This is a genomic window from Microbulbifer sp. NBRC 101763 (assembly GCF_040371615.1).
In the GTDB taxonomy this organism is placed as follows: domain Bacteria; phylum Pseudomonadota; class Gammaproteobacteria; order Pseudomonadales; family Cellvibrionaceae; genus Microbulbifer; species Microbulbifer variabilis.
Genome location: NZ_BAABQV010000003.1, coordinates 315,701 through 341,670 on the forward strand (window position 1 = coordinate 315,701; position 25,970 = coordinate 341,670).

The 25,970-nt window shown below is 53.3% G+C and carries 24 protein-coding genes; 20 read left to right on the forward strand and 4 right to left on the reverse strand.

The features are described from left to right. Positions 1-109 precede the first annotated feature (109 nt). From gyrB to dnaA, 4 genes are all read right to left on the reverse strand, one after another. Positions 110-2,530, reverse strand: a complete 2,421-nt coding sequence (gene gyrB / locus ABWV76_RS09540; RefSeq protein WP_353375846.1) for a DNA topoisomerase (ATP-hydrolyzing) subunit B — start codon at positions 2,528-2,530, stop codon at positions 110-112. Between the two features lie 18 nt (positions 2,531-2,548). Continuing rightward, positions 2,549-3,655, reverse strand: a complete 1,107-nt coding sequence (recF, locus tag ABWV76_RS09545; protein WP_353375847.1) for a DNA replication/repair protein RecF — start codon at positions 3,653-3,655, stop codon at positions 2,549-2,551. Positions 3,656-3,779: 124 nt separating this feature from the next. Next, complete coding sequence (gene dnaN / locus ABWV76_RS09550) at positions 3,780-4,886, reverse strand: DNA polymerase III subunit beta (RefSeq protein ID WP_020413882.1); 1,107 nt, start codon at positions 4,884-4,886, stop codon at positions 3,780-3,782. A gap of 32 nt (positions 4,887-4,918) precedes the next feature. Then, positions 4,919-6,610 carry a chromosomal replication initiator protein DnaA gene (gene dnaA / locus ABWV76_RS09555; RefSeq protein ID WP_040628923.1) on the reverse strand — a complete coding sequence of 564 codons (1,692 nt, stop codon included), beginning with the start codon at positions 6,608-6,610 and terminating at the stop codon, positions 4,919-4,921. A gap of 511 nt (positions 6,611-7,121) precedes the next feature. On the opposite strand from dnaA, the gene rpmH reads away from it, so the two are divergent. The 20 genes from rpmH to ABWV76_RS09655 all read left to right on the forward strand — a co-directional run bounded on the left by rpmH (position 7,122) and on the right by ABWV76_RS09655 (position 25,966). After that, entirely contained in the window at positions 7,122-7,256 is a 135-nt protein-coding gene (gene rpmH, locus ABWV76_RS09560; RefSeq protein WP_020413885.1) for a 50S ribosomal protein L34, read from the forward strand. 27 nt (positions 7,257-7,283) lie between these two features. After that, positions 7,284-7,670: a ribonuclease P protein component gene (rnpA, locus tag ABWV76_RS09565; protein WP_020413886.1), complete on the forward strand. Its 387-nt coding sequence runs from the start codon at positions 7,284-7,286 to the stop codon at positions 7,668-7,670. Continuing rightward, positions 7,667-7,900 (forward strand): membrane protein insertion efficiency factor YidD, encoded by a 234-nt coding sequence (gene yidD / locus ABWV76_RS09570; RefSeq protein ID WP_083922742.1) that lies wholly within the window; start codon positions 7,667-7,669, stop codon positions 7,898-7,900. Before rnpA ends, yidD begins: the two co-directional genes overlap by 4 nt. An 8-nt stretch (positions 7,901-7,908) precedes the next feature. Continuing rightward, entirely contained in the window at positions 7,909-9,576 is a 1,668-nt protein-coding gene (yidC, locus tag ABWV76_RS09575; RefSeq protein ID WP_353375848.1) for a membrane protein insertase YidC, read from the forward strand. A 74-nt stretch (positions 9,577-9,650) separates the two neighbouring features. Then, positions 9,651-11,027: a tRNA uridine-5-carboxymethylaminomethyl(34) synthesis GTPase MnmE gene (gene mnmE, locus ABWV76_RS09580; protein WP_282952044.1), complete on the forward strand. Its 1,377-nt coding sequence runs from the start codon at positions 9,651-9,653 to the stop codon at positions 11,025-11,027. 905 nt (positions 11,028-11,932) lie between these two features. Beyond that, entirely contained in the window at positions 11,933-13,822 is a 1,890-nt protein-coding gene (gene mnmG / locus ABWV76_RS09585) for a tRNA uridine-5-carboxymethylaminomethyl(34) synthesis enzyme MnmG (RefSeq protein WP_353375849.1), read from the forward strand. 85 nt (positions 13,823-13,907) lie between these two features. Further along, positions 13,908-14,537 (forward strand): 16S rRNA (guanine(527)-N(7))-methyltransferase RsmG, encoded by a 630-nt coding sequence (gene rsmG / locus ABWV76_RS09590; protein ID WP_020413890.1) that lies wholly within the window; start codon positions 13,908-13,910, stop codon positions 14,535-14,537. Positions 14,538-14,663: 126 nt separating this feature from the next. Further along, positions 14,664-15,473 carry a ParA family protein gene (locus ABWV76_RS09595; RefSeq protein WP_282930567.1) on the forward strand — a complete coding sequence of 270 codons (810 nt, stop codon included), beginning with the start codon at positions 14,664-14,666 and terminating at the stop codon, positions 15,471-15,473. Between the two features lie 12 nt (positions 15,474-15,485). After that, entirely contained in the window at positions 15,486-16,388 is a 903-nt protein-coding gene (locus ABWV76_RS09600) for a ParB/RepB/Spo0J family partition protein (RefSeq protein ID WP_020413892.1), read from the forward strand. A 201-nt stretch (positions 16,389-16,589) separates the two neighbouring features. Beyond that, on the forward strand, positions 16,590-16,952 hold the full coding sequence (locus ABWV76_RS09605; RefSeq protein WP_282952046.1) for an ATP synthase subunit I: 363 nt from the start codon (positions 16,590-16,592) through the stop codon (positions 16,950-16,952). Positions 16,953-17,001: 49 nt separating this feature from the next. Beyond that, the gene (gene atpB / locus ABWV76_RS09610) at positions 17,002-17,928 is read left to right on the forward strand and encodes a F0F1 ATP synthase subunit A (RefSeq protein ID WP_020413894.1); all 927 of its coding nucleotides are present in this window, start codon (positions 17,002-17,004) and stop codon (positions 17,926-17,928) included. Between the two features lie 59 nt (positions 17,929-17,987). After that, positions 17,988-18,233, forward strand: coding sequence for a F0F1 ATP synthase subunit C (gene atpE / locus ABWV76_RS09615; protein ID WP_020413895.1), 246 nt, complete (start codon positions 17,988-17,990; stop codon positions 18,231-18,233). Positions 18,234-18,285: 52 nt separating this feature from the next. Beyond that, complete coding sequence (locus ABWV76_RS09620) at positions 18,286-18,756, forward strand: F0F1 ATP synthase subunit B (protein ID WP_020413896.1); 471 nt, start codon at positions 18,286-18,288, stop codon at positions 18,754-18,756. A gap of 12 nt (positions 18,757-18,768) precedes the next feature. Beyond that, positions 18,769-19,305 carry a F0F1 ATP synthase subunit delta gene (locus ABWV76_RS09625; protein WP_282952047.1) on the forward strand — a complete coding sequence of 179 codons (537 nt, stop codon included), beginning with the start codon at positions 18,769-18,771 and terminating at the stop codon, positions 19,303-19,305. Positions 19,306-19,354: 49 nt separating this feature from the next. Then, positions 19,355-20,899: a F0F1 ATP synthase subunit alpha gene (gene atpA, locus ABWV76_RS09630; RefSeq protein ID WP_020413898.1), complete on the forward strand. Its 1,545-nt coding sequence runs from the start codon at positions 19,355-19,357 to the stop codon at positions 20,897-20,899. A 77-nt stretch (positions 20,900-20,976) separates the two neighbouring features. Further along, the gene (atpG, locus tag ABWV76_RS09635; RefSeq protein WP_020413899.1) at positions 20,977-21,837 is read left to right on the forward strand and encodes a F0F1 ATP synthase subunit gamma; all 861 of its coding nucleotides are present in this window, start codon (positions 20,977-20,979) and stop codon (positions 21,835-21,837) included. 59 nt (positions 21,838-21,896) lie between these two features. Further along, a complete protein-coding gene (gene atpD / locus ABWV76_RS09640) occupies positions 21,897-23,300 on the forward strand; it encodes a F0F1 ATP synthase subunit beta (RefSeq protein WP_020413900.1) in 1,404 nt (467 codons plus the stop codon). Between the two features lie 18 nt (positions 23,301-23,318). After that, positions 23,319-23,738, forward strand: a complete 420-nt coding sequence (locus ABWV76_RS09645; protein WP_020413901.1) for a F0F1 ATP synthase subunit epsilon — start codon at positions 23,319-23,321, stop codon at positions 23,736-23,738. Positions 23,739-24,766: 1,028 nt separating this feature from the next. Then, entirely contained in the window at positions 24,767-25,201 is a 435-nt protein-coding gene (locus ABWV76_RS09650) for a VOC family protein (protein ID WP_051089517.1), read from the forward strand. Between the two features lie 132 nt (positions 25,202-25,333). Further along, positions 25,334-25,966: a glutathione S-transferase family protein gene (locus tag ABWV76_RS09655; protein ID WP_353375850.1), complete on the forward strand. Its 633-nt coding sequence runs from the start codon at positions 25,334-25,336 to the stop codon at positions 25,964-25,966. Positions 25,967-25,970: the final 4 nt, after the last annotated feature.

Below are 25,970 nucleotides of genomic sequence, written 5' to 3' on the forward strand. Positions count from 1 at the left end.
GCTTTTACATGGCTTTTGATAGGGAGTCGTTTTTCAGGTGAAAACAATACTCCACAGTAATTCCTTATGTTGTTCACGTAAGGAATTACTGTGGGCTTATCGACTCCTATTACACGTCGAGGTTTTCTACCGCCAAGGCATTGGTCTCGATAAAGTCACGGCGTGGCTCTACCTGATCGCCCATCAGGGTGGTAAAGATCTGGTCTGCTGCGATAGCATCTTCAACGGTAACCTGCAGCATACGGCGGCTCTCTGGGTCCATGGTGGTTTCCCAAAGCTGCTCAGGGTTCATTTCCCCCAGTCCTTTATAGCGCTGAATACCGTAGCCTCTGCGGCTCTCGCCCATCAGCCAGTCCATCACTTCAGGGAAGCTACTGACAGGGTGCTGCTTCTCGCCGCGCTGAATAAAAGCCCCCTCTTCCAGCAGGCCCACCATCTTCTCACCCAGAGCACAGATAGACGCGTACTCAGCGGAATCGAAGAACTCGTGGTTAATCAGGTAGTCACTGCCGACACCGTGGGCCACGATATGGATATGTGGCAGGAACAGGCCGCGCTCGGTGTTCTCCTGCACCGTCACTTCATGGCGACGAGTTCCACCACTCTCCTCTTCACCCAGCTTCTCTTGTAGTTTCTCACTCCAAGCCGTAACTTTTTCCTGGGACTGCAGGTCTTCCTGGGTGAGGCCAGGCAGGTAGATCATGCTGCGCAGCACTTCCTCAGGGTACAGACGCGACAGACGGTCGATTGTCGCCAGTACGCTGCGGTACTCGCCTACCAGGCTCTCCAGGGAGGCGCCAGAAAGCCCAGGGGCATCCGGGTTTACAAACAGCGTGGCCCCTTCCAGGGCGGCGTTGGTGAGGAACTGGGTCAGGGCGCCCTCATCCTTCAGGTACTGTTCCTGTTTGCCCTTGGAGATCTTATACAGCGGCGGCTGGGCGATGTAGATGTGGCCCCGCTCGATCAGCTCCGGCATCTGACGGAAGAAGAAGGTGAGCAACAGGGTACGGATATGGGCTCCATCCACGTCAGCATCGGTCATGATGATGATGCTGTGGTAACGCAGCTTGTCCGGGTTGAATTCGCTCTTGCCGATGCCACAGCCCAGTGCGGTAATCAGGGTACCCACTTCGGCGCTGGAAAGCATTTTGTCGAAGCGCGCTTTTTCCACATTGAGGATCTTACCTTTTAACGGCAGGATCGCCTGGGTGCGGCGATCGCGGCCCTGCTTGGCAGAACCACCAGCGGAGTCACCCTCCACCAGGTAAATTTCAGATAGTGCCGGATCTTTTTGCTGGCAATCCGCCAGTTTTCCGGGCAGGCCGGCAATATCCAGGGCACCCTTGCGGCGGGTCATTTCACGGGCCTTGCGGGCCGCCTCTCGGGCTTTGGCCGCGTCGATCATCTTGGTGACGACAGATTTGGCTTCCTGTGGGTTCTCCATCAGGTAGTCTGTGAAGTGGTGGCCCATCTCCTGCTCTACAGCGGGTTTCACTTCGGATGAAACCAGCTTGTCCTTGGTCTGGGAGGAGAATTTCGGGTCCGGAACCTTCACAGAGATAATCGCGGTGAGACCTTCCCTGGCGTCATCGCCAGTGGTGTTCACTTTGTCTTTCTTGCCCAGGCCTTCCCGCTCGATATAGCTGTTCAGGCCACGGGTCAGGGCTGCACGGAAGCCCGCCAGGTGGGTACCGCCGTCGCGCTGGGGAATATTGTTGGTGTAGCAGAAGATGCTTTCCTGGAAGCTATCGTTCCACTGTAATGCCACCTCTACTGCAATGCCGTCTTCACGCTGGCTCTGGAAGTGCAGAACCTTGTTAATCGGGGTTTTGTTCTGATTGAGGAACTCCACAAAGGCACTCAAACCCCCTTCGTATTCATAGACCTCTTCCTTACCACTGCGCTCGTCCTTCAGGACAATACGCACACCGGAGTTCAGGAAGGACAGCTCGCGCAAGCGCTTGGCCAGCACGTCGAAATGGAATTCGATATTGCTGAAGGTATCCTCTGAGGGTTTGAAGTGCACTGTGGTGCCGGTGGTATCGCTGTCACCCACAACTTCCAGAGGTGCCTGGGGCACACCGTGGTGGTAGGTCTGCTCGTGGATCTTGCCACCGCGACGGATAATCAGCTTCAGCTCCTTGGACAGAGCGTTTACTACCGATACCCCTACCCCGTGCAGACCGCCGGAGACCTTGTAGGTGTTGTCATCAAATTTACCACCCGCATGAAGGACGGTCATAATCACTTCTGCTGCAGAGACCCCCTCTTCCGGGTGAATCTCTGTTGGGATACCACGGCCATTGTCCGATACAGAAATGGACTCATCCGGGTGGATGGTTACACGGATCTCATCACAGTGGCCGGCCAGCGCTTCATCGATGGAGTTGTCAACCACCTCGAATACCATGTGGTGCAGACCGGTGCCATCGTCGGTATCACCAATATACATTCCGGGGCGCTTGCGCACCGCATCCAGGCCTTTTAATACCTTGATACTGCTTGAGTCATAGCTTTGCTGCTCTGACATTTATTCGCTCCATTCAACTTATTGTGCGGCCGAAGCTTCGGCACTGATCTTCCCATGTTCCACGTGGAACACTTTTGGGCAATTCCAAGGGGCATCTAGCTGCCGCCAGGGGCGGCTTGTAGTGCCCTCCTCAATTCCGGTTACAAGCACCTGGCTGGCACAACGCCCTACCCAGTGCGCAAAAATCTGTTGATTGTATTCATCCAGCTCCGCTGGCAGATCGTCAACCAGGAATACCGGTTTCTCCCGGTGACGACACACCAATTGCGCCATAGCCGTTCGGACAGCACATACCAGCATCTTCTGCTGGCCACGGGATAAAACATTGTGCGCTGGCTCTCCCGCAACGGTAAAACGGAGATCTGCCCTGTGAGGCCCAGTGCGGGTATGCCCTTGACTGAGATCACCCTCCCGAGACTCCCTAAGCGCCTCAGCCAGCTCGACCTCCTTTCGCCAACCACGCCGATAGCTTATATCCACTTTGTGTAACAGGCTAAGAGGCAACCCCACCAGAAGAGCGGCCACAGCCGCTCGCAGCTCATGGAATTGGCCCTGACGCAGGCTGTCTACCCTCTCGCCACTCTGAGCCAACTGATGCTCCCAAATCCCAATCGCGTCAGCGTCGATTTTACCACGTCGCAACAAGGCATTTCGCTGCTTCAATGCGATTTGGTAGTTTTTCCATTCCTGCGCGAAAAGATGTTCCACGTGGAACACTGTCCAATCCAGAAGTCGCCTACGTACACCGGGCCCGCCATCCAGGGCGGAGAAGCTATCACTATTGATCAACTGCAAGGGCAGACAACTGGCGAGCTGTGAACTGGACTCAGCTGCCGTCTGGTTGATACGCACACGACCACTACCGTTGGCCAGACGTTCAACACCGAGGTTGAGCCCCGTATCCAGCTGGGTAAAAACCGTAAGTCCGGGCTGATCATGTTGAATAACAGATTTATGCTGACGAGATCTAAAGGAGCGACCTGTAGCCAACATATGTACAGCTTCAAGGACTGAAGTTTTGCCACTCCCATTTACACCACAGAACAGGTTTACTCCTGCGTCCAAAAACAGGTCAGCTTGAGAGATATTACGAAAATTGGAGATCAGAAGACGGGTCAGTGCCATAGACCCTTCTCCTCGCTAGCCGGGGGAATGCCGTCCGCAAGATACTGAAAAAACAAAGGGACCACCTGTCCATGATACAAAGCGGTCCCCTCTCGAAAGTGAGCCAAGCTTCTCAGCCTGAGTCTTATAGGCGCATCGGCATAATCACATAGAGGGCATCGCCCTCCTCAGGCTGCTGCAACAGCGCACTGCTGTTGGCATCCGCCAGACTGATGCGGATTTGGTCACTGTGGATTGCACCGGTAACATCCAGGAGATAAGAAACATTAAAGCCAATCTCCATAGGCTCTCCCACATAATCCACCAACATCTGCTCCTCAGCCTCCTCCTGTTCAGGGTTGTTGGCAATAATTTGCAGTAACCCCTCGGAAACCTGTAAGCGTACACCGCGATATTTCTCGTTAGAGAGAATGGCCGCACGGGAGAATGCCTGGCGCAGCCCCTGGCGATCGGCATAAACAACATTGCCTGCACCTCGTGGCAGAACGCGCTCGTAATCCGGAAACTTGCCATCCACCAATTTGGAGGTAAACGTAAACTGGCCACTAACAACACGGATATGGTTATTACCCAGTACCACCTGTGCCTGGGTATCAGTGTCCTCTAGCAGACGACCAAGTTCCAGTACACCCTTACGGGGAACAATAGCTTGTATCGGAGTTGAAACATTTAATCCCGGCGCATCCCGATCACAGAGGGCCAGCCGGTGACCGTCAGTGGCGACGGCACGAAGTTGCTGTGGGCGGCACTCGAGCAATAAGCCATTCAGGTAATAGCGGACATCTTGCTGAGCCATGGCAAAGCTGGTCGCTTCAATAAGGCGGCGGATCTCACGCTGGGAGATGTCGAAACGTGTTTGGGCGCTTGCTTCCTCCTGATTGGGGAAGTCGGCAGCAGGCAGGGTTGATAACTGGAAACGGCTGCGCCCACTGCGCAGCACCAGGCGCTCACCATCGCGCTCAAATTTTAATTCAGCACCATCGGGCAAAGATCGGCAGATATCCAACAATTTACGTGCTGGGACTGTCACCTCACCTTCCATCTCCACACCGTCCACCGGCAGGCGGCCAACAATCTCAACCTCGAGATCAGTCCCAGTCAGGGACAGCTCTTGCCCCTGTAATTGCATCAATACATTGGCCAGGACCGGCAAAGTCTGGCGCTTCTCGACAACGCCGGCTACCAGTTGTAGCGGTTTCAGCAGGGCGTCCCGGCTTACATTGAATTTCATCGGTAGTTTCGCCTTGTTTGTCAGTTATTCGATTAAGTGGTCAACGACCGTGTCAGTAACTTTACGTCCTCACGGATATCCGCGTCGGACTCCTGCAGTTCGCGGATTTTACGGCAAGCGTGCAGGACAGTTGTATGATCCCGCCCGCCGAAGGCATCGCCGATCTCCGGCAAACTATGATTGGTGAGCTCCTTGGCCAATGACATGGCAACCTGGCGCGGCCGCGCGACGGAACGACTGCGTCTTTTAGAGAGCAGGTCCGCTACCTTAATCTTGTAGTATTCGGCAACCACTCGCTGAATATTGTCCACGCTTACTAATCGGTCTTGCAGGGCCAATAAGTCCTTTAAAGCCTCACGCACCAGAACATCATCAATTGCACGACCGGTAAACTGGGCATTTGCAATCACCCTGCGCAGAGCGCCTTCCAGCTCCCGGACGTTGGACCGGATACGCTGAGCAATAAAGAAAGCAGAATCGTGCGGCAATTCCACACCAAATTGCTCGGCTTTCTTCATTAATATTGCCACGCGAGTCTCCAGTTCCGGAGGCTCCACGGCTACAGTCAATCCCCAGCCAAAACGTGACTTAAGACGTTCTTCGAGGCCATCGATCTCTTTGGGGTAGCGGTCGCAAGTCAGAATAATTTGCTGCCCGCCCTCAAGAAGTGCATTGAAAGTGTGGAAAAACTCCTCCTGGGAGCGCTCCTTACCCGCAAAAAACTGAATATCGTCAATCAGCAGGGCATCAACAGAACGGTAATAGCGTTTGAAATCACTAATCGCATTAAGCTGCAGCGCCTTTACCATATCCGCTACAAAACGCTCGGAATGCAGGTAAACCACTTTGGCATTGGGATTACGCTCTAACAGGGCATTACCGACCGCATGCATCAAGTGTGTTTTACCAAGGCCGACGCCACCATATATAAAGAGTGGGTTATAAGCTCCACCGGGGTTATCGGAAATCTGCTGCGCAGCCGCAAGGCCAAGTTGATTAGATTTACCCTCAACAAAAGATTTAAAGGTGAAGTTACGGTTGAGCGAACTGCCATGTTTAATAGCCCCCTCTACCTCCACCTGGCGCGCCGGCGGTTCTGGAATTGAGCGTGCCATCTCACCCATAGCCGGAGGGCGCAGATCAGTGAGTGCCAGTTCCCCTGTCGTCATCTGCTCCGCAGTAGCCTCCTCTGCCACGGCCGGATGAGGGGTACCTCGCAAACCACTTCCAAAGGCTCCAACCGGCATGGGTTGCACGGGTAATGAAGAGGTCGCTGCAGATAGTGGGGAAGATGCTGTTGAAGACGGTGGTGGACTATGCCAATTGCCATTAGATGCCAAACCGCCGCGAGCCGCTGAAGTATCTGGTGATGCTGGTATAGCCGACGGTACCTTAGGAGGTATAGGCGTAGACGTCGGTACTGGTGACGGTGCGGGCTCGGCCATAGTTCGATTACGCTGAAAACGCGCAGGGCGGCGCGCAGTAATTTCCAGGGCCACCTGCAGTGGCTGACCGGGAGAAAACTGATGCACGAGTTCACGGATACGATTCAGGAATTTTCCGCCAACCCAGTCCAACACGAAGCGGTTCGGCGCGATCAGGCGCAACTCGCCCTCCGCACATGCGGGATTGACGCGTAACGGTCTGATCCAGGTATTGAACTGCTGCGACGGTAGCTCGTCCTGCAAACAACCAGCGCACTGCTTCCAAACGGATTCAGTCAAGAAACCCCCCAAAACCCCAATATGGTAAGACCACTGAGAAAACGGCAAGACCGGACAAAGAAACGTCCGAGGCCGTCAAAATAAGATCGGCGCAGTATACCTTTCTAGCAGTAGGTTATCCACAAGAAAGGATACCTCTGTTGAAAAATAAGCGTAAAAAAGTCCACACAATCAAGTAATTGAACAACAATTAATCAGCTGTTTGGCTAAGACATAAAAAATTATCCACAGATACCTGTGCATATCTTGGGATCAATCAGTGGGCATCGCGAGATACTTCAAGCGCCTCAAGGGCTTGATAAATTGACGGGAAATAGAACGCAAAATTTGTCAGCGAAGGAATCGAATTTCCCCTGCCAGTGCGTTGCTTTCACTGCTGCCTTTCTATACAATCCGCGGCCTTCGCAGCGCGTAGCTCCGTCTGCCCCGGCTTTGTGCCGGACCGGAGTCCAGGCCGCGGCCGGGGATGGTCCCGAGAAACTTCGAACACAAAGTCTCAGGTAGCAAGACTATGAAACGCACATTTCAACCCAGCAACTTGAAGCGCAAACGCACTCACGGTTTCCGCGCTCGTATGGCAACCAAAAACGGCCGTAAAATCCTGGCCCGCCGTCGCGCTAAAGGCCGCAAAGTACTGTCTGCATAATATCTCTTCTTTTTAGAGATTCTCCCTATGCAGCAGGTGCGCAGCAGCTTTGGATTTGCCAAGACTCTGCGCCTGCTTAATGCGGCGCAGTATCGCAAGGTTTTCAATGAAAACGTTGTGCGCGCCGCGCATCCCCACCTCCTGATCCTCGCATGCCCCAGTGATTCTGAGCATCCGCGCCTCGGCTTGGTAATTGCCAAGAAGCATGTGCGCAACGCCTCCGACCGCAATCGAATCAAGCGAATTACCCGAGAAACCTTCCGCTTGCAGCAACACCAGTTGCCGCCGCTGGATGCTGTAGTATTGGCTCGCCCGGGGGTTGCAGATCTGGATAAGGCCGCACTGGCGAAGACACTAAACAAGCTCTGGCGCAAGCTGGCCAAGCGCGCGCAACAGCCACAATCGAAGTCATGAAGTGGCTACTGATCAAGCTGATACACGTCTACCGCTATCTGGCCAGCCCATGGGTAGGTAACCAGTGCCGCTTTTACCCAACCTGCTCGCGATACTCCGAAGAGGCGATTGAAACTCACGGAGCCTTAAAGGGGGGTTATTTAACTGCGCGCCGCCTTATAAAATGCCACCCCTGGCACCCTGGTGGACTGGACCCGGTTCCCCCCACCAAACACAAGAACACGCTCTAGGTATTAAGATGGATTGGCAACGCTATACGCTGCTCGGTGGAATTCTCGCGGTTCTCCTCGCACTTATCTTCCAGTGGAATGCATTTCAAGAGCAGCACACTCCTGAACTCGACCGCGAAACCATAGTTCACAACGATATACAGAGCGGCAACCAAATCCCGGCGCAGACCAGCGAAAACGGCAATGGCGATGTACCCCAACTGGAGTCTCAAGCGCCAGCAGAGACAGGCACCGAGGGCGGCCAACGCACGCTCATCAATGTCACCACCGACGTCTTTGATCTGCTCATTGATCCTCGTGGCGGTGATATCGTAAAAGTGGCCCTGCGACAGTTCCAAGAAAAACTGGATACGCCTGACCAGCCCTTAATCCTGTTAAACCAGACCCGCTATCACACCTATATCGCCCAGAGTGGTCTGATCGGTAACAACGGCACCGATAGCGCCGCTGGCCGCCCCCTATTTAAGGTTGAAAAGACCAACTACGCCATGGTCGAAGGGCAGGATCAGTTGATTGTGGACCTGACCCTGCAGCAAGAAGGTGCAAATATCACCAAACGCTACACCTTCAAACGTGGTGACTACCTCGTTCAGGTGGCCTACCTGGTAGATAACACCAGCGCCAAGCCTTGGTCTGCCGCCATGTTTGGCCAGATCAAGCGCGATGCCAGTGAGCCGGTGACCGATACCGGTTTTGGTATGTCACCCTTCCTCGGTGCCGCTCTTCACACCAACGAAGAAAATTACTTCAAGCAGGATTTTGAAGAAATCGCCGAGAAACCCACCCGCACCACAGTGGAAGGCGGTTGGGTAGCCATGGTGCAGCACTATTTCCTTAGCGCCTGGATTCCCCCACAGGATGAACGCAACACTTTTGAGCTGCGCGAATTGTCCAACGGACTCTTCCGTATGGGCTTCACCGCCCAGCCGGTACAAATCCCCGCCGCGACTCAGGGCGAGCTGAGCGCTTCCTTCTATGCCGGCCCCAAGGATGTCTACCGCCTGGAGGAGATCTCACCCTATCTGGACCTGACCGTGGATTACGGCTGGCTGTGGTGGATTGCCAAACCGCTGTTCCGCGTACTGCACTTTATCCAGGAGCATATTGTCAGCAACTGGGGCTGGGCGATTATCCTGCTCACCGTATTTATCAAGACTCTGCTGCTGCCTTTATCCGCCGCAGGCACCAAGTCCATGGCTCGTATGCGCAAGTTTGCGCCGCAGATGAAAAAACTGCAGGAGCAATACAAGGACAACCGGCAGAAACTCGCGGAAGAGACCATGAAGCTCTACCGCCGGGAGAAGATCAATCCAATGGGCGGCTGTTTGCCAATCCTGTTACAGATGCCGGTATTTATCGCGCTCTACTGGATGCTCACTGAAACTGTGGAGCTGCGCCATGCACCCTGGATTTTCTGGATTCACGATCTATCGGCAAAGGATCCTTACTTTATTCTGCCGGTTCTGATGGGTGCCTCCATGTGGTTTATGCAGAAGCTAAACCCAGCCCCTACTGACCCCACCCAGGCACGTATCATGCAGCTGATGCCAGTAATGATGACCGTGTTTTTCCTGTGGTTCCCGGCTGGCCTGGTACTCTACTGGATTGCCAACAACCTGATCACTATCGGCCAGACCTGGTATATCAACAAGCAGGTAGATGCCGGAAAGTACTGATCTACCCACAGCAAGCACTATTAACAAGGGCCGCAAAAGCGGCCCTTTTCCGTTCTGTCGAGTAAACTCTGCCGATGACACAACAAAGCCTCAATCGCGAAACTATCGCCGCCGTCGCCACCGCCCCTGGGCGCGGTGGCATTGGTATTATCCGTCTCTCCGGCGCCAATGCCCTGCAAGTTGCCCAAAAAATCTGCGGAGCAAAGCCCCTGGAGCCCCGCTATGTCCACTACCGGAATTTTTATCATGGCGAACAACTGATTGATCAGGGCCTGGCTCTGTTCTTTCCCGGCCCCAACTCTTTCACTGGAGAAGATGTGGTCGAACTCCAGGGGCATGGAGGCCCGGTTATTCTCGACCAATTGCTACAGGCAGCCATTGAACAGGGGGCACGCCAGGCACGCCCTGGCGAATTCTCTGAACGGGCTTTTCTCAACGACAAAATAGACCTTACCCAAGCCGAGGCCATCGCCGATCTAATCGATGCAGGCAGCTCCCAGGCAGCGCGCAACGCCATGCGCTCACTACAGGGGGCTTTTTCCGAGAAGATTGAGGACCTGGTAGAGAGCCTCACCCACCTTCGTATCTATGTTGAAGCGGCCATCGACTTTCCGGAAGAGGAAATCGACTTCCTCGCCGATGGCAAGGTCGCCGCAGATATTGAAGCTCTACTAGCCCAGGTCACATCGGTAGAAGTTCAGGCCCGTCAGGGCGCAATCATGCGAGAGGGTATGCGGGTGGCCATCGCTGGTCGCCCAAATGCGGGAAAATCCAGCCTGTTAAACGCCCTCGCAGGGCACGATGCAGCTATCGTTACGGATATTGCCGGTACCACCAGGGATATCTTGCGCGAACATATCCACATTGATGGAATGCCCCTGCAATTTGCCGATACCGCTGGCCTGCGCGATGCACCAGATAAAGTCGAACAGATCGGAATTGAGCGTGCCTGGGTGGAAATACACCAGGCCGACCGAGTCCTATTGGTAATGGATGCAGAACAGCTGCACTCCCTGAATCCTACTGAGGCCTGGCCCGAATTCACCAATCAGCTAAACGACCTTAGCAAGCTGACATTGATTTTAAATAAGATTGACCTCACCGAATACAGTGCTGGCCTGCAAGCACATACCGAAGGCGTACCTGTCATCGCTATCAGCGCTAAGACAGGCGCGGGCCTCGATAGCCTAAGGGAGCACCTAAAGCAGAGCATCGGATTTAGCGGTGCAGCAGAAGGTAATTTCAGTGCCAGGCGCCGGCACCTGGACGCCCTGGATCGCGCTAAGGCCTTTATTGAGCAGGGACAGCAACAATTGCACTCTAGTGGGGCTGGAGAACTGCTAGCAGAGGACCTACGCCAAGCCCAACAGGCATTGGGTGAAATCACCGGGACAGTCAGCGCTGACGAACTTCTGGGCAAGATATTTGGCAGCTTCTGTATCGGCAAATAGTAAGCTGCCTGCTTCTCGCCGGTTTACTCTACACGGGGAGCGACCAAGAACTCCCCTTTATCCCCCGTATTTCCCCAGCTTATCTTCCCTGGCACAACATCCACACCCCCTGTACACAGGAAAACCTCAGAATTATTGAGGTGAATTAATTCTATCCCCACTTTTCCCGGACTTTTCCCCTGAACTCATTACACAATCTGCTATGCAATGCCGCGAGGAAAGCAACCTCTGAGTATTCCATCAGCTTCCTCTCTCGGTAAGTTATACATGTCCACGGGGATTTCCCGTGGATAAAACTATTAATCCGCATCTCACGGTTAACTCACATCCTTGAGTCCTAATATTCACAGGTTTATACATTATTCAAGATTACACACAGGTATCCCTCGTAGAACCTTGGCAAAATCCCACTGACCCTAGTCGAAAAAATACTAGTGTGAGCAAAAAAGGGGATAAATACCCGTAAAGATGGCTAATCATATGATGATAACTTTGAGCCTAAGACTCGATACGCAAAGTTATCCCAAGTTTCCACAACGCCATACCCTACTTGCACCCCCTACTACCAAGGGGTTTAAACTGTAGTTTTACTTGATGTAACCCATTGATTTTAATGATTTTTTTTGTTTTATACCGCATTCCAAACGCGCTAATAAAAACAATAAAATCAAAACACTTTATATAAGAGATATATTCATTCTTTAATAAGAGCATTAAGAGATAAGTAATCTTTCATTCAAAAGGGCCTAAGCAAGACTCAATTTCCGCCTTGCTGGATAGGGAGCTCATACAAAGTATCTGAGAGTGAGAAAGATAAAAGACCAGCTATGACAAACAGCTAATTGCTGAGGGGCGTACACTGACTATAAAATGTGCGCCCCCAGTTGTAACCAGTAGCAGCCACTATGGATTTCCCCAAAAACTATGATGTAATCGTGATCGGCGGAGGCCACGCAGGTACTGAAGCCTCCCTGGCAGCCGCGCGAATGGGAGCTTCTACCCTACTGCTGACTCACAATATCGAGACTCTTGGGCAAATGTCCTGCAACCCGGCCATAGGTGGCATCGGCAAGAGTCATCTCGTTAAGGAAGTCGATGCCCTCGGCGGTGCTATGGCAGCGGCAACAGACCTGGGCGGAATCCAGTTCCGGGTCCTCAATGCCCGCAAAGGTCCTGCGGTAAGGGCAACTCGGGCCCAGGCCGATAGAGCCCTATATCGCGCTGCTATCCGTTCGATCCTGGAGGCACAGGAAAACCTGGAGATCTTCCAGCAAGCGGCGGATGACCTGATTGTCGAAGGTGAACGCGTTGTGGGCGTTGTCACCAATGCAGGTGTGCGCTTTCGCGCCAAGACAGTGGTACTGACCGCCGGGACTTTCCTCGGTGGGCGTATACATATCGGCTTGGATAACCACGCCGGCGGCCGCGCTGGAGACCCGCCCTCGATTGCCCTTGCAGATCGTCTGCGCGAACTGCCTTTCCGCGTCAACCGCCTCAAAACTGGCACCCCTCCCCGTATTGATGCCCGCTCGGTAGATTTCAGCGAGCTGGAGGAACAGTGGGGAGATAGCCCCACACCGGTGATGTCTTATTTGGGCAGCTGCGATCAGCACCCGCGCCAAGTCTGCTGCTGGATTACCCACACCAATGCCCGCACCCATGAAATTATCCAGGGTGGGCTCGATCGCTCGCCCATGTATTCCGGCGTGATTGAAGGGATTGGCCCGCGCTACTGTCCCTCCATCGAAGACAAGGTGCACCGCTTTGCGGACAAAGATAGCCACCAGGTGTTTATCGAGCCGGAAGGGTTGACCACCAACGAGCTGTACCCCAATGGTATTTCCACCAGCCTGCCCTTCGACGTACAGATTGAGCTGGTGCACTCCATCAAAGGCTTTGAAAAGGCGCATATCACTCGCCCTGGCTATGCAATTGAGTACGATTTCTTCGACCCGCGCGACCTTTTGCCGTCCCTGCAAACCAAATTTATCCAGGGGCTCTACTTTGCCGGACAGATCAATGGCACCACCGGCTACGAGGAAGCGGCTGCCCAAGGACTTCTGGCTGGCGCCAACGCCGCCCTACAGGCCCAGGAGCGCGAAGCCTGGTCCCCGCGTCGGGATGAAGCCTACCTGGGCGTGCTTGTGGATGATTTGATCACCAGTGGTACCAAAGAGCCCTACCGCATGTTTACCAGCCGCGCGGAATATCGCTTGCTGCTCCGTGAGGACAATGCTGACCTGCGTCTGACTGAAAAAGGCCGCGAATTGGGCCTGGTCAACGATACCCGTTGGGCCGCGTTCAGTGAAAAGCGCGAGGCGATCGCCCGGGAAACCCAGCGACTGCAAGATACCTGGGTGCACCCAAAGACGCCCCAGGCCGCCTCCGTAGAAACCAAACTGCCACAGCCATTGGCGCGGGAGTACAGCCTGATGGACCTGCTGCGCCGTCCGGAACTGGGCTATCAGGATGTGGCGGGCCTCAAAGGGGAAGCGGTAACCGACGAGCAGGTTGCCGAACAGGTGGAAATTTCGGCCAAGTACGCCGGCTATATCGATCGCCAGCGCGAGGAAATTGAGCGCTTGCAGGCCTACGAAGATACCCCGATCCCGGCGGACTTCGACTACAGCGATATTTCCGGTCTGTCCAATGAGGTTAAGCAAAAGCTGGGAGAGACCCGCCCGGATACTCTGGCGCGGGCCTCGCGGATACCGGGCGTGACGCCCGCATCCATATCCCTGCTGCTGATCCAGTTGAAAAAGCGCGGGCTGCTCAAGCGCAAAAAAGCGGTGTAAATCGGTTGTCCACAGGGTATCCCGCGAGGCCCTGCGGGGTTTGAATTTCGCGGGACTACTGGGGGATAGACCCATTTCTCACTCAATGGAACAGTTTCGTCCGCGCCTGTTAGAGGCGGCGGCACAGATGTCGGTGACACTCAGTGACCGGCAGCAGGATCAGCTACTGGAATACCTGGCGCTTTTTGCCCGCTGGAACAGTGCCTACAACCTGTCCGCCATACGCGACCCGGAGCAGATGCTGGAGCGCCATATTATCGACAGCCTCAGTGTGGTAAATCTCTGTGGCGAAGGCTCTTTAATCGATGTGGGTAGCGGAGGCGGCCTGCCGGGAATTCCCCTGGCAATTGTGCATCCGGAGCGCGCCATCACCCTGCTCGACAGCAATGGCAAGAAGACCCGCTTCCTGTTCCAAGTGGCCAGCACCCTGCCCCTGCCCAATATCACGGTAGTCAATGAGCGGGTAGAAGCCTTTGTACCAGATCAGCCTTTTGCCGGTGTGGTTTCCCGCGCCTTTGCCTCCATCGAGGATATGGTCAATGGCAGTGAGCACATGTTGGCACCCAAGGGTCGTTTTTATGCCATGAAGGGCAAGCTACCTGAGGATGAGTTGAGCGCTCTGCCAAAAGGCATTAAGGTCGAGCAGGTGCACCGGTTGTCGGTGCCCGGCTGCGACGGTGAGCGACATATGATTCAGCTCTGTCGCACAGAATAAGATGATAGTTTGGCGGGTTTATCGCCCGCCCAATCCTGCTCCCCTATCGTGGGGCACAACAGCCGCCGCCCGAAGCCGAGCCGGCGTCGGGGCAAACGCACCCGGAAACAACAAAGGACAAGAATCTTGAGCAAGATATTTGCTGTGGCCAACCAGAAAGGCGGGGTTGGCAAGACCACTACCTGCGTCAACCTGGCCGCATCTTTGGTTGCCAACAAGCGGCGCGTATTGCTGATCGATCTGGACCCCCAGGGCAATGCCACCATGGGCAGTGGTGTGGATAAAAGTGACCTGGAGGTGTCCGGTTACGATGTGCTGGCCGCTGAATTACCCGTTGAGCAGGCCATTGTATCCACAGAGAGCGGTTTTGATTTGATCCCGGGCAACGGTGACCTGTCTGCGGCAGAGGTGGAGTTGCTGAATCTGGAGGGGCGCGAATCCCGCCTGCGCCGCGCCCTGGCTGCGGTGAGTAATCGTTATGACTACGTGATTATCGACTGTCCGCCATCGTTGAATATGCTGACGGTAAACGCCCTCTGTGCAGCTCACGGCGTATTGATTCCCATGCAGTGTGAATACTATGCCCTGGAGGGGTTATCAGCACTGGTGGATACCATCACCCAGATCCAGCAGGCCGCCAATCCGGACCTGAAAATCGAGGGCATCTTGCGCACCATGTACGATCCGCGCAACAGTCTCACCAGCGAAGTGTCGGCGCAGTTGCAGGAGTTTTTCGGCGATCGCCTGTATCGAACCTGTATCCCGCGCAATGTCCGTTTGGCAGAGGCTCCCAGCTTCGGCAAGCCGGCGCTGGATTACGACCGCCATTCGAAAGGGGCTATTGCCTACCTGGCACTGGCTTGCGAAATCAATCGCCGCCATCCCGCCAATCCATCTTCCAATAAGAAAAGCCGCCCTGTGGCGGAAGCCGTATAAGGGGTAATTACTATGGCCGCCAAACGCAAAGGACTGGGCCGGGGTTTATCCCACCTGATCAGCAATAAAAACAGCACCGCGATCGCCGAGGCTACCGGTGAAGCTGAAACCGAAACCGCCGTGGTCGACGGTGAGTTGAAGGAGTTGCCGATAGAGTTTTTGCAGCGCGGCCGCTACCAGCCACGCCGGGATTTTCCACAGGAATCCCTGCAAGAGCTGGCGGACTCGATACGCGCCCAGGGCATTATGCAGCCGATCGTCGTGCGCGGTATCGGTGAGCAGAGCTATGAAATCATCGCCGGTGAACGGCGCTGGCGCGCGGCCCAATTGGCGGGACTGGAGAAAGTGCCGGCACTGGTACGCAGCGTTTCCGATGAAGCTGCCATCGCTATGGCGCTGATTGAAAATATCCAGCGCGAAGACCTGAATCCGGTAGAGGAAGCTGTAGCCCTCAAGCGTTTACAGGATGAGTTCAAGCTGACCCAGCAGGAAGTGGCCGATGCGGTGGGCAAATCCCGAACTGCCGTGACCAACTTACTGCGCTTATTGAGCCTCAGCGAAGAGGTGCGCACTTTCCTGGAGCGTGGCGATTTGGAGTTAGGCCACGCCAAAGCATTGCTCGGTCTCTCCGGTGCCACCCAGCGTTCTGCCGCGCGCCAGGTAGTCGAGCGCAGCCTCACCGTGCGCCAGACAGAGGCGCTGGTGCGCCGCTTGCAGCAGCCAGCTGCCCCTGCGCCGGAAAAAGCTAAGCCCGATCCCAATATCCGCCGCCTTACCGAGCGCCTGGCAGAAAAAGTCGGTGTGCCCGTGTCTATCGATCATAACGATAAGGGCAATGGTCGCCTGGTGCTCAAATACACGACCTTGGAAGAGCTGGACGGAATCCTAGCCCATCTGGGTTACGCCGAAGATTGAGCCAACAAAGAAATGCGCGCCCTAGTGGCGCGCGCAATAACTGTTGGCAAATACTCACTGCGCTGGGCAATTCCGCCCAAAACCTCCCGAAAATCAAATAAGTTGGCGACATTTGCCGGTTGAATCGGCGATGCTGTTGCAGCATAATTCGCACGCCCAAATTTTGGGCGGACAGCGCAAAAAAGTCGGCTTATCCCGTCTATGACAAAACCCCCGGTATTACGAATAGCCGCGGTACAGCTTTTGCTGGTATCGGTGGCCAGTGCGGTACTGCACTTGAGTGGCAAACCGGTGACGGCGCTCTCCGTATTTATTGGTGGTGCATTGTGTGCACTGCCTGGCGCATATTTTGGCAGGCGCGCCTTTCGCGACAGCGGTGCGCGCGCGGCCCCTCGTGTGGTAGGTAATTTCTACCGCGCGGAAACCGGCAAATTTATATTGACCATGGCAGGTTTTGCAGCGGTGTTTGCCACCGTCAAGCCAATAAATGCTGCGGCGCTTTTTATTAGCTACGCCCTCTGTGTAATCGTGCAGTGGATTTTGGTAGCGCGCATGGTCCGCTAGCCGGTGGATAAGAAAAAAGAATTCTTACTTTTACGATTGTTGAGGAACTATGGCAGGCGAAGCTCAAACCGCGACGGCGTATATCCAACACCACCTGCAAAATATGACTTATGGCAAGCTGCCGGCCGGGTATACCCGTGCCGATGGCACTGTGCTCAATGAGTCTACATGGACTATGGCGCATTCCTCCCAGGAAGCTGCGGATATGGGCTTTTGGGCCCTGCACGTAGATACCTTGGGTTGGTCTATCGGCCTCGGTCTGATTTTCTGCTTCCTGTTTGCCCGCGCGGCTAGGAAGGCCAGTGTGGACAGACCCACCGGGTTCCAGAGCTTTGTGGAGCTGGTAACCGAGTTTATTGACAAGCTGGTTAGGGAAACCTTCCCCCACCGCAACACAATGGTAGCCCCTATGGCGCTGACCATCTTTGTGTGGGTGTTCCTGATGAACCTGATGGACCTGGTACCGGTTGACTGGCTGCCGATGGCTGCCGCCAAGATCTCCGGAAATGATCACCTTTTCTTTAAAGTGGTTCCAACCACTGACCCCAACGCCACCTTGGGTATGGCTCTGGCGGTATTTGCCCTGATGATTTTCTTCAGTATTCGCGAAAAAGGTGCACTCGGCTTCCTAAAAGAGCTGACTCTGCACCCTTTCCATACCGGCAAGTTGTTCTTTGACATTCTGCTGATCCCGGTGAACTTCCTGTTGGAAGCTGTTTCTCTCATTGCCAAGCCGATCTCCCTGGGCCTGCGACTGTTCGGAAACCTCTATGCCGGTGAGATGATCTTTATCCTGATCGCGATTGTCTTCGGTGTGGGTGTCCTCGGCTTTATCGGTGCGGGTCTCCTGCATATGGGCTGGGCGATCTTCCATGTGCTGGTGATCATCCTTCAGGCGTTCGTATTTATGGTATTGAGCACCGTGTACATGGCGATGGCGCACCATCGCGACGATGAACACGAGCACGATCAATAAGTTTTTAACCCTTTTTTCGACCTCTACAACAACTCTTTAACTTTGATTTGGAGAACACAATGGAAGCATTAGGTCTGGTTTACATCGCAAGTGCACTGCTGATCGGTCTGGGCGCCCTGGGCACCGCTATCGGTTTCGGTACTCTGGGTGGCAAACTGCTGGAAGGTTCCGCCCGTCAGCCTGAACAGGCCCCGGCTCTGCAGGGCAAAATGTTCCTGATGGCAGGTCTGCTTGACGCGGTTCCGATGATCGGTGTTGGTATCGCTATGTACCTGATCTTCGCCGTAGCTCCTGGTCTGGTTTAATTACGCCGTTCCAATTGCCCTTAACCCTATTTAAAGAGCAAGAGGTGTCGGTGTGAATATCAACCTGACTCTAATCGGCCAGTCGATTACTTTCCTGTTTTTCGTCTGGTTTTGCTGGAAGTTTGTTTGGCCGCCACTTTTGGGCGTGATGAAAGAGCGTGAGCAGAAGATCGCAGATGGTCTCGCTGACGCCGAACACGCGCAGAAGGATCTGGAACTGGCCAAGCGCAAAGCTGCCGAGCAGTTGAAGGAAGCCAAAGATCAGGCTAACGAGATTATCGATGGTGCCAACAAGCGCGCCAATCAGATTCTCGATGAAGCCAAGCAAGCGGCGCAGTCTGAAGGCGATCGCCTCAAGATTGCCGCTAAAGCTGAGATCGACCAGGAAGTGAATCGCGCGAAAGAGCAACTGCGCAGCCGTGTGGCAGATCTGTCTGTCCTTGGTGCGGAGAAGATTCTTGCGGTCAATATCGACGCTAAAGCGCACAACGACCTGATCGATAAACTGGCAGCCGAGCTGTAAGCGAGGAACCCCATGGCGGAACTCAGCACACTGGCCCGGCCCTACGCTAAAGCCGCATTTACCTATGCGCAGCAAGCCTCCGACCTCAGCGGTTGGAGCACTGCGCTGGAAACCGCGGCGGCGGTCAGCCAGAACAAAAAAGTGCGTGAGCTGCTGGATAACCCACAGCTCACCAGTGAAGAGCGCGCAGATAAATTCCTGTCGATCTGTTCAGACGAGCTCGGCGAGCACGGAAAGAACTTCATCCGGTTGCTGGCGGAAAACCACCGTCTGCAGCTGCTGCCGGAAATTTCCGAGTTGTTCGAAGAGCTGAAAGCGCGGGCAGAAGCCACCCTCGAGGTGGAAGTTGTTTCCGCACACGCCTTGAGCGACGCGCAGGCGCAAGAGCTGGGCCAGAAACTCAGCAAGAAGTTTGAACGCGAAATACATCTGCACAGCTCGGTGGACGAGAGCCTGCTGGGCGGCGCGATCATCCGCGCCGGTGATACAGTCATCGACGGTACCGTACGCGGCCGTCTGGCCAAGCTCGCCGAGGCGATGAACTCCTAAATTACTCTCCCCACCGGCACTAGCCGGCGGGGGACTTGAGGAACAGAGCATGCAGCAACTGAATCCCTCTGAGATCAGTGAAATCATCAAGAGCCGCATCGAAAATCTCGATGTGAGCACTGAAGCCCAAAATGAGGGCACTATTGTTTCCGTATCCGACGGCATCATCCGCATCCACGGCCTGGCCGATGTGATGTACGGTGAGATGATCGAGTTCGAAGGCGGCGTTTACGGTATGGCGCTGAACCTGGAGCGCGACTCCGTTGGTGCTGTAATCCTGGGCGACTACAAGGCGCTGGCTGAGGGCCAGAAATGTCGTTGTACCGGCCGTATCCTGGAAACCCCGGTTGGTCCGGAACTGCTCGGCCGCGTTGTAGACGCGCTGGGTAACCCGATCGACGGTAAGGGCCCGCTGAATAACAAGCTGACCGATGCGGTGGAAAAAGTAGCGCCTGGCGTTATCGCCCGTCAATCCGTTGACCAGCCTGTACAAACCGGTTTGAAAGCGGTTGATACGATGATCCCGATTGGCCGTGGCCAGCGTGAGCTGATCATCGGTGACCGTCAGATCGGTAAGACTGCTGTGGCGATCGACGCCATCATCAACCAGAAAGGCACTGGCGTTAAGTGTATCTACGTTGCCGTGGGCCAGAAGCAGTCCTCTATTGCCAACGTAGTGCGCAAGCTCGAAGAGCACGGCGCTATGGACCACACCATCGTAGTCGCCGCTGGCGCCGCCGATCCGGCTGCGATGCAGTTCCTGGCTCCCTACGTCGGCTGTACCATGGGTGAGTACTTCCGCGATCGCGGTGAAGACGCCCTGATTGTATACGATGACCTGACCAAGCAGGCTTGGGCCTACCGTCAGATCTCCCTGTTGCTGAAGCGTCCACCCGGACGTGAAGCCTACCCCGGTGATGTTTTCTACTTGCACTCCCGTCTGTTGGAGCGCGCTGCGCGTGTAAACGCTGAGTATGTAGAGAAGTTCACCAACGGTGAAGTGAAAGGCAAAACCGGTTCCCTAACCGCCCTGCCGATCATCGAAACCCAGGCTGGTGACGTATCCGCGTTCGTACCGACCAATGTGATTTCCATTACCGACGGTCAGATCTTCCTCGAGACCGATCTGTTCAACTCCGGTATCCGCCCTGCGATCAACCCGGGTATTTCCGTATCCCGTGTAGGTGGTGCAGCGCAGACCAAGGTAATCAAGAAGCTGTCCGGTGGTATCCGTACCGCTCTGGCCCAGTATCGCGAACTGGCTGCATTCTCTCAGTTTGCCTCTGACCTGGACGAAGCCACTAAGGCTCAGCTGGATCACGGTGAGCGTGTAACCGAGCTGATGAAGCAGAAGCAGTACTCTCCGCTGTCTATCGCGGACATGGCAGTTTCCGTTTACGCTGCCGACAAGGGTTACCTGAAAGAAGTAGAAGTTGCCAAGGTTCTCGATTTCGAAGCCGCCCTGCTCGCTTACATGAACAGCGAACACGCAGAGCTGATGGAGAAAGTGAACGCGACTGGTAACTACAACGACGAAATCGACGCAGCGTTCAAAGCCGCTATCGAGAAATTCGTCGCTACTAGCAGCTGGTAAGAACTCCCTGGAGAGCGCGAAAGAGCGGCGTGTCCGCTCTTTCGGAATCTAACTTCCAGCGAACAAGGTAAATCACTATGGCAGGCGGAAAAGAAGTACGCACAAAAATTGCCAGCATCAAGAGCACGCAGAAAATTACTGCCGCAATGGAAATGGTTGCGGCCAGTAAAATGCGCAGGGCTCAGGATCGCATGGCACTGGGGCGTCCCTACGCCCAGCGCATACGCGCAGTGATCGGCCACGTCGCCAACGCTTCGGCCGAGTACCAGCATATTTACCTGCGGGAGCGCGAGGCCAAGCGGGTCGGTTTTATCCTGGTATCCACTGACCGCGGACTCTGTGGTGGCCTGAACATCAATATGTTCAAAGCCGCTATTCGCGAGATGCAGGCGTGGTCCGAAAAAGGTGTCGACGTCGAAGTCTGCGCGGTAGGTAACAAGGCGGCCAGTTTCTTTAATGCCATCGGCAGCAAGGTTGTCGCAGCGGTACGCGATCTGGGCGATGCGCCCCAGGCTAACCAGCTGATTGGCTCAGTAAAGGTAATGCTGGACCGTTACGCAGAAGGCGATATCGATCGTCTGTTCCTGGTATCCAATGAGTTTATCAACACTATGTCCCAGAAGCCGCAGGTTGAGCAATTGCTGCCGCTGCCGAAGGACGAAGATGAAAAGCTCATGCACGAGTGGGACTACCTCTACGAGCCGGATCCGGTTGAATTGCTGGATGGATTGCTGGCTCGCTATATCGAGTCCCAGGTATACCAGGCAGTAGTTGAAAACAAAGCCTGTGAACAGGCAGCGCGTATGATCGCGATGAAAAGCGCCACCGATAACGCCGGTGAGCTGATCGATCAGTTGCAGCTTGTCTACAACAAGGCGCGCCAGGCGGCCATTACCCAGGAACTGTCCGAAATTGTCGGCGGCGCGGCGGCGGTTTAAACCGCTGCCCTCACCTGAAATGGCCAGCCTAGAAAGAATTTAAAGCTGAGGATCCGGAAATGAGTAACGGGCAAATTGTGCAAGTGATCGGAGCGGTCATCGACGTGGAATTCCCACGCGATTCTGTTCCGAATGTATACGACGCACTGGTGGTTGAGGACAAGAACCTCACCATGGAAGTGCAGCAGCAGTTGGGTGACGGCGTGGTACGCGCTATTGCCATGGGTTCATCCGAAGGTATCAGCCGCGGTCTGCCCGTGCGCAATACCGGCGCTCCGGTTTCTGTACCGGTTGGCCTGGAAACCCTAGGTCGCATCATGGACGTGCTCGGCAACCCAATTGACGAGTGTGGCCCTATCGGTGAGAAAGAGCGCTCCTCTATCCACCGCGCTGCGCCGACCTACGAAGAGCAGTCCAGCTCCACCGAACTGCTGGAGACCGGCATTAAGGTAATCGATCTGGTTTGCCCGTTCGCCAAGGGTGGTAAGGTTGGTCTGTTTGGTGGTGCCGGTGTCGGTAAAACCGTAAACATGATGGAACTGATCAACAACATCGCTACCGAGCACTCCGGCCTGTCCGTGTTCGCCGGTGTTGGTGAGCGTACCCGTGAAGGTAACGACTTCTACTACGAGATGGCTGAATCCGGCGTTGTTGACCTGGAAAACAAAGCGAACTCCAAAGTGGCGATGGTTTACGGGCAAATGAATGAGCCGCCCGGCAACCGTCTGCGTGTAGCCCTGACCGGCCTGACCATGGCCGAAAAATTCCGTGATGAAGGCAAAGACGTACTGTTGTTCGTCGACAACATCTACCGTTACACCCTGGCCGGTACCGAAGTATCCGCACTGCTGGGCCGTATGCCTTCTGCGGTAGGTTACCAGCCGACCCTGGCCGAAGAGATGGGTGTTCTACAGGAGCGTATTACCTCCACTAAGACCGGCTCTATCACCTCTATCCAGGCGGTATACGTACCGGCGGATGACTTGACCGATCCGTCTCCGGCGACCACCTTCGCGCACTTGGACTCCACTGTAGTACTGAGCCGCGACATCGCCGCTAAAGGCATCTACCCGGCTGTTGACCCATTGGATTCCACTTCTCGTCAGCTGGACCCGCAGGTAATCGGTCAGGAACACTACGAAGTGGCCCGTGGCGTACAGTCCGTACTGCAGCGTTACAAAGAGCTGAAGGACATTATCGCGATCCTGGGTATGGACGAACTGTCTGAAGAGGACAAGCAGACCGTAGCCCGCGCCCGTAAGATCGAGCGTTTCCTGTCCCAGCCGTTCCACGTTGCGGAAATTTTCACCGGTGCACCAGGTAAATATGTTTCCCTGAAAGAAACCATCCGTGGCTTCCAGGGCATCCTGAACGGTGAATATGACCACATGCCTGAACAGGCCTTCTACATGGTGGGAACCATCGACGAAGCTGTGGAAAAAGCCAACAAGACCAAAGGCTAAGCCAGAGAGGCATATACTATGGCCATGACAGTACATTGTGACATTGTCAGCGCCGAGCAGTCTCTCTTCTCCGGACTGGTGCAGATGGTGATTGTGAGTGGTATTGAAGGTGAGCTGGGTCTCTCCTACGGCCACGCGCAGCTGCTTACCGCCCTGAAGCCCGGTCCGGTACGCATCATCAAGCCCGGTGGTGAAGAGGAAGTACTGTTCGTCAGCGGTGGCTACGCCGAAGTGCAGCCGAATATGGTTACCATCCTCGCGGATGTAGCCGAGCGTGAAATTGATGAGGAAGCCGCGCAGAAGGCCCGCGAAGAAGCGGAACACGCCCTGCACAAGGCACCATCTGAAGTCGATTATGCGCGTATCTCAGCCCAGCTGGCTGAAGCCGAGGCGCGTCTGCGTACTCTGCAGGCAATCCGCAAGGCGGCCGGTAAGTAAGTAGCTCTTATATTTGTGTAGGGCCGACTTCAAGGCAAAAAAAGCAGCTTCGGCTGCTTTTTCTATTCTTGTTGGCTTCTTTTTCTGGAAATCTACCTTCCTACACTTTTCACCTACAATCTTTACACTTAATTCATTATATGGGATTGGGTAAAGTTGGCTTTGGTGAACTTGTACCCCTCCCTATTCAGCTCATTGTTAATTACTGAATGCTACCTAAAGTATAAATTTGTGTAGAAAAAGGTATAAGAATATATCTATACATAAGTGCGATTGTTTATTCCTATACTATGTCCATGTGAAACACTTGTGAAATTATTCTGTTATTTTAAGACATGGATTCAATGGCCTATAAAAATTTAAATTTCTTACTATGGCCGTCAATTGATAGCTGCTTCTCTGTAGAAAAAGTCAATTCCTTCAACGATTCCAAAAGTTGCTAAACGTGGCCACCAACCATTCAGATTTATGATAGTCAGTATGAGAAATGACAAATTCCGGTATGATAAGTTTGCTCTGGTGGTCTAATGACCTAGCCCTTGATGGATACTGATCGATCTCACTCTCTTGAAAAAACCGAATATTTTCCCTTCTTAAATTGCCGGACCGCTGTCTGGAAGGTGTTGGTGGGCGTTAAATCGTCGTCTAGAGTGCGCTATAAATTGTGAAATATCCTTTTTATTTGCCTGAGCTTCATTGCATGATCTTGTAATAAATGTGATTAATGTAAAGACTAGCCATTTTAGGAGTTTTGAACTCTTAATTACCAGATAATCAGATTTTCCTATTAATTTATATATCTAAAGGAAATATTTATAATTTTTTATAAACAACTATTTATAGAGGATGCAATTTATTAGGTTAAATGTAGCATCAATTTAGGAATATGAAATTCTATTTTTATAGACGAATTTTAGTGGCATTTATATCAAATTGGTACTGAAAGATTACTGATCTCTCTATCCAGAATAAATTAATAATTCGTAGTGCTAAAATTTCTAAATGGTATTATTGGAGTCCAGTTTGTAATGTTGAAGCATCCTGATCATGTCACAATTGTGGTGAATGAACTTCAATCGAGTGTGAAGTTCTTCCAGCTGCTGAACTTTGAACTAGAAGTTACAGATCTAATTTCAGGGGAAAAAGTATCCAAGTATTTACAGGTAGAGAATGTAGAAGCTGATCATTTAACCATGGTTCTGAAAAATTCTTCCCCTAGATTTGAAATACAACTTTTGCACTATAGAAATCCAAAGGTTAAGTCAGATCCGTCTATTTTTAGTCTGGCACGCCCCGGCTACAATCATTTATGCTTTGCAGTAGATGACATTGAGAAAACCCTTAAATTCTTGAATGAGAATGGTATCCGTACTCGAAGTGAAATACTCGAGTACCAAAAACGCAAGCTTGTATATATTGAGGGTCCGGAATTTATTACTATTGAGTTGGCTGAGTGGTTGTAGGGGAATTTCATTATTAATTGAATGGCTAAAAGCCAGAAGTATATATTTTTTTATCGTGGTATCTTTATTCCTCGAATACTTAATTCTTCTACTGATAAACTGTGAATGGAATTCATAATCAAGGAGAGAACTATGACTAATGATATAACACTGTACACACACCCACAGTCTCGCGGTGGCATTATACGCTGGATGTTGGAAGAACTTGAGGTACCCTACCAGGTAATAGTACTTCAATATGGGGAAACAATGAAAACCCCAGAGTACTTATCGTTAAATCCAATGGGTAAGGTACCTACACTAGTTCATAACAAGCGAGTAATAACCGAAGCAGCCGCAATCTGTATTTATCTTGCTGAAGTATTTTCTGACGCTGGTCTAGCCCCTCAAAATGATATTGAACGAGCAAAGTATTACCGTTGGATGTTCTTCTCTGCCGGGCCTGTAGAGTCTGCGGTTGTAAATAAGTATATCTTCGGGGAGCAGGCCGGAATTGATAAGCAGCAAATGTTAGGTTATGGTAATTATCAATTGGCATTAGATACTTTATCGGGGGCGGTTACTTCCAGTCCCTATATTACAGGGGAACGTTTTACTGCTGCAGATGTATATATAGGCTCGCAGCTTTGGTGGGGGTTACAATTTGGTACCATAGAGAAGCGTGAAGAGTATCAGAAATATGTTGAACGCCTGTCGGAACGAAAGGCATTCAAAAAGGCTCAGTTGCTGGATGATGCATTAAATATAGAAATGAGTGAAACCTAAAATT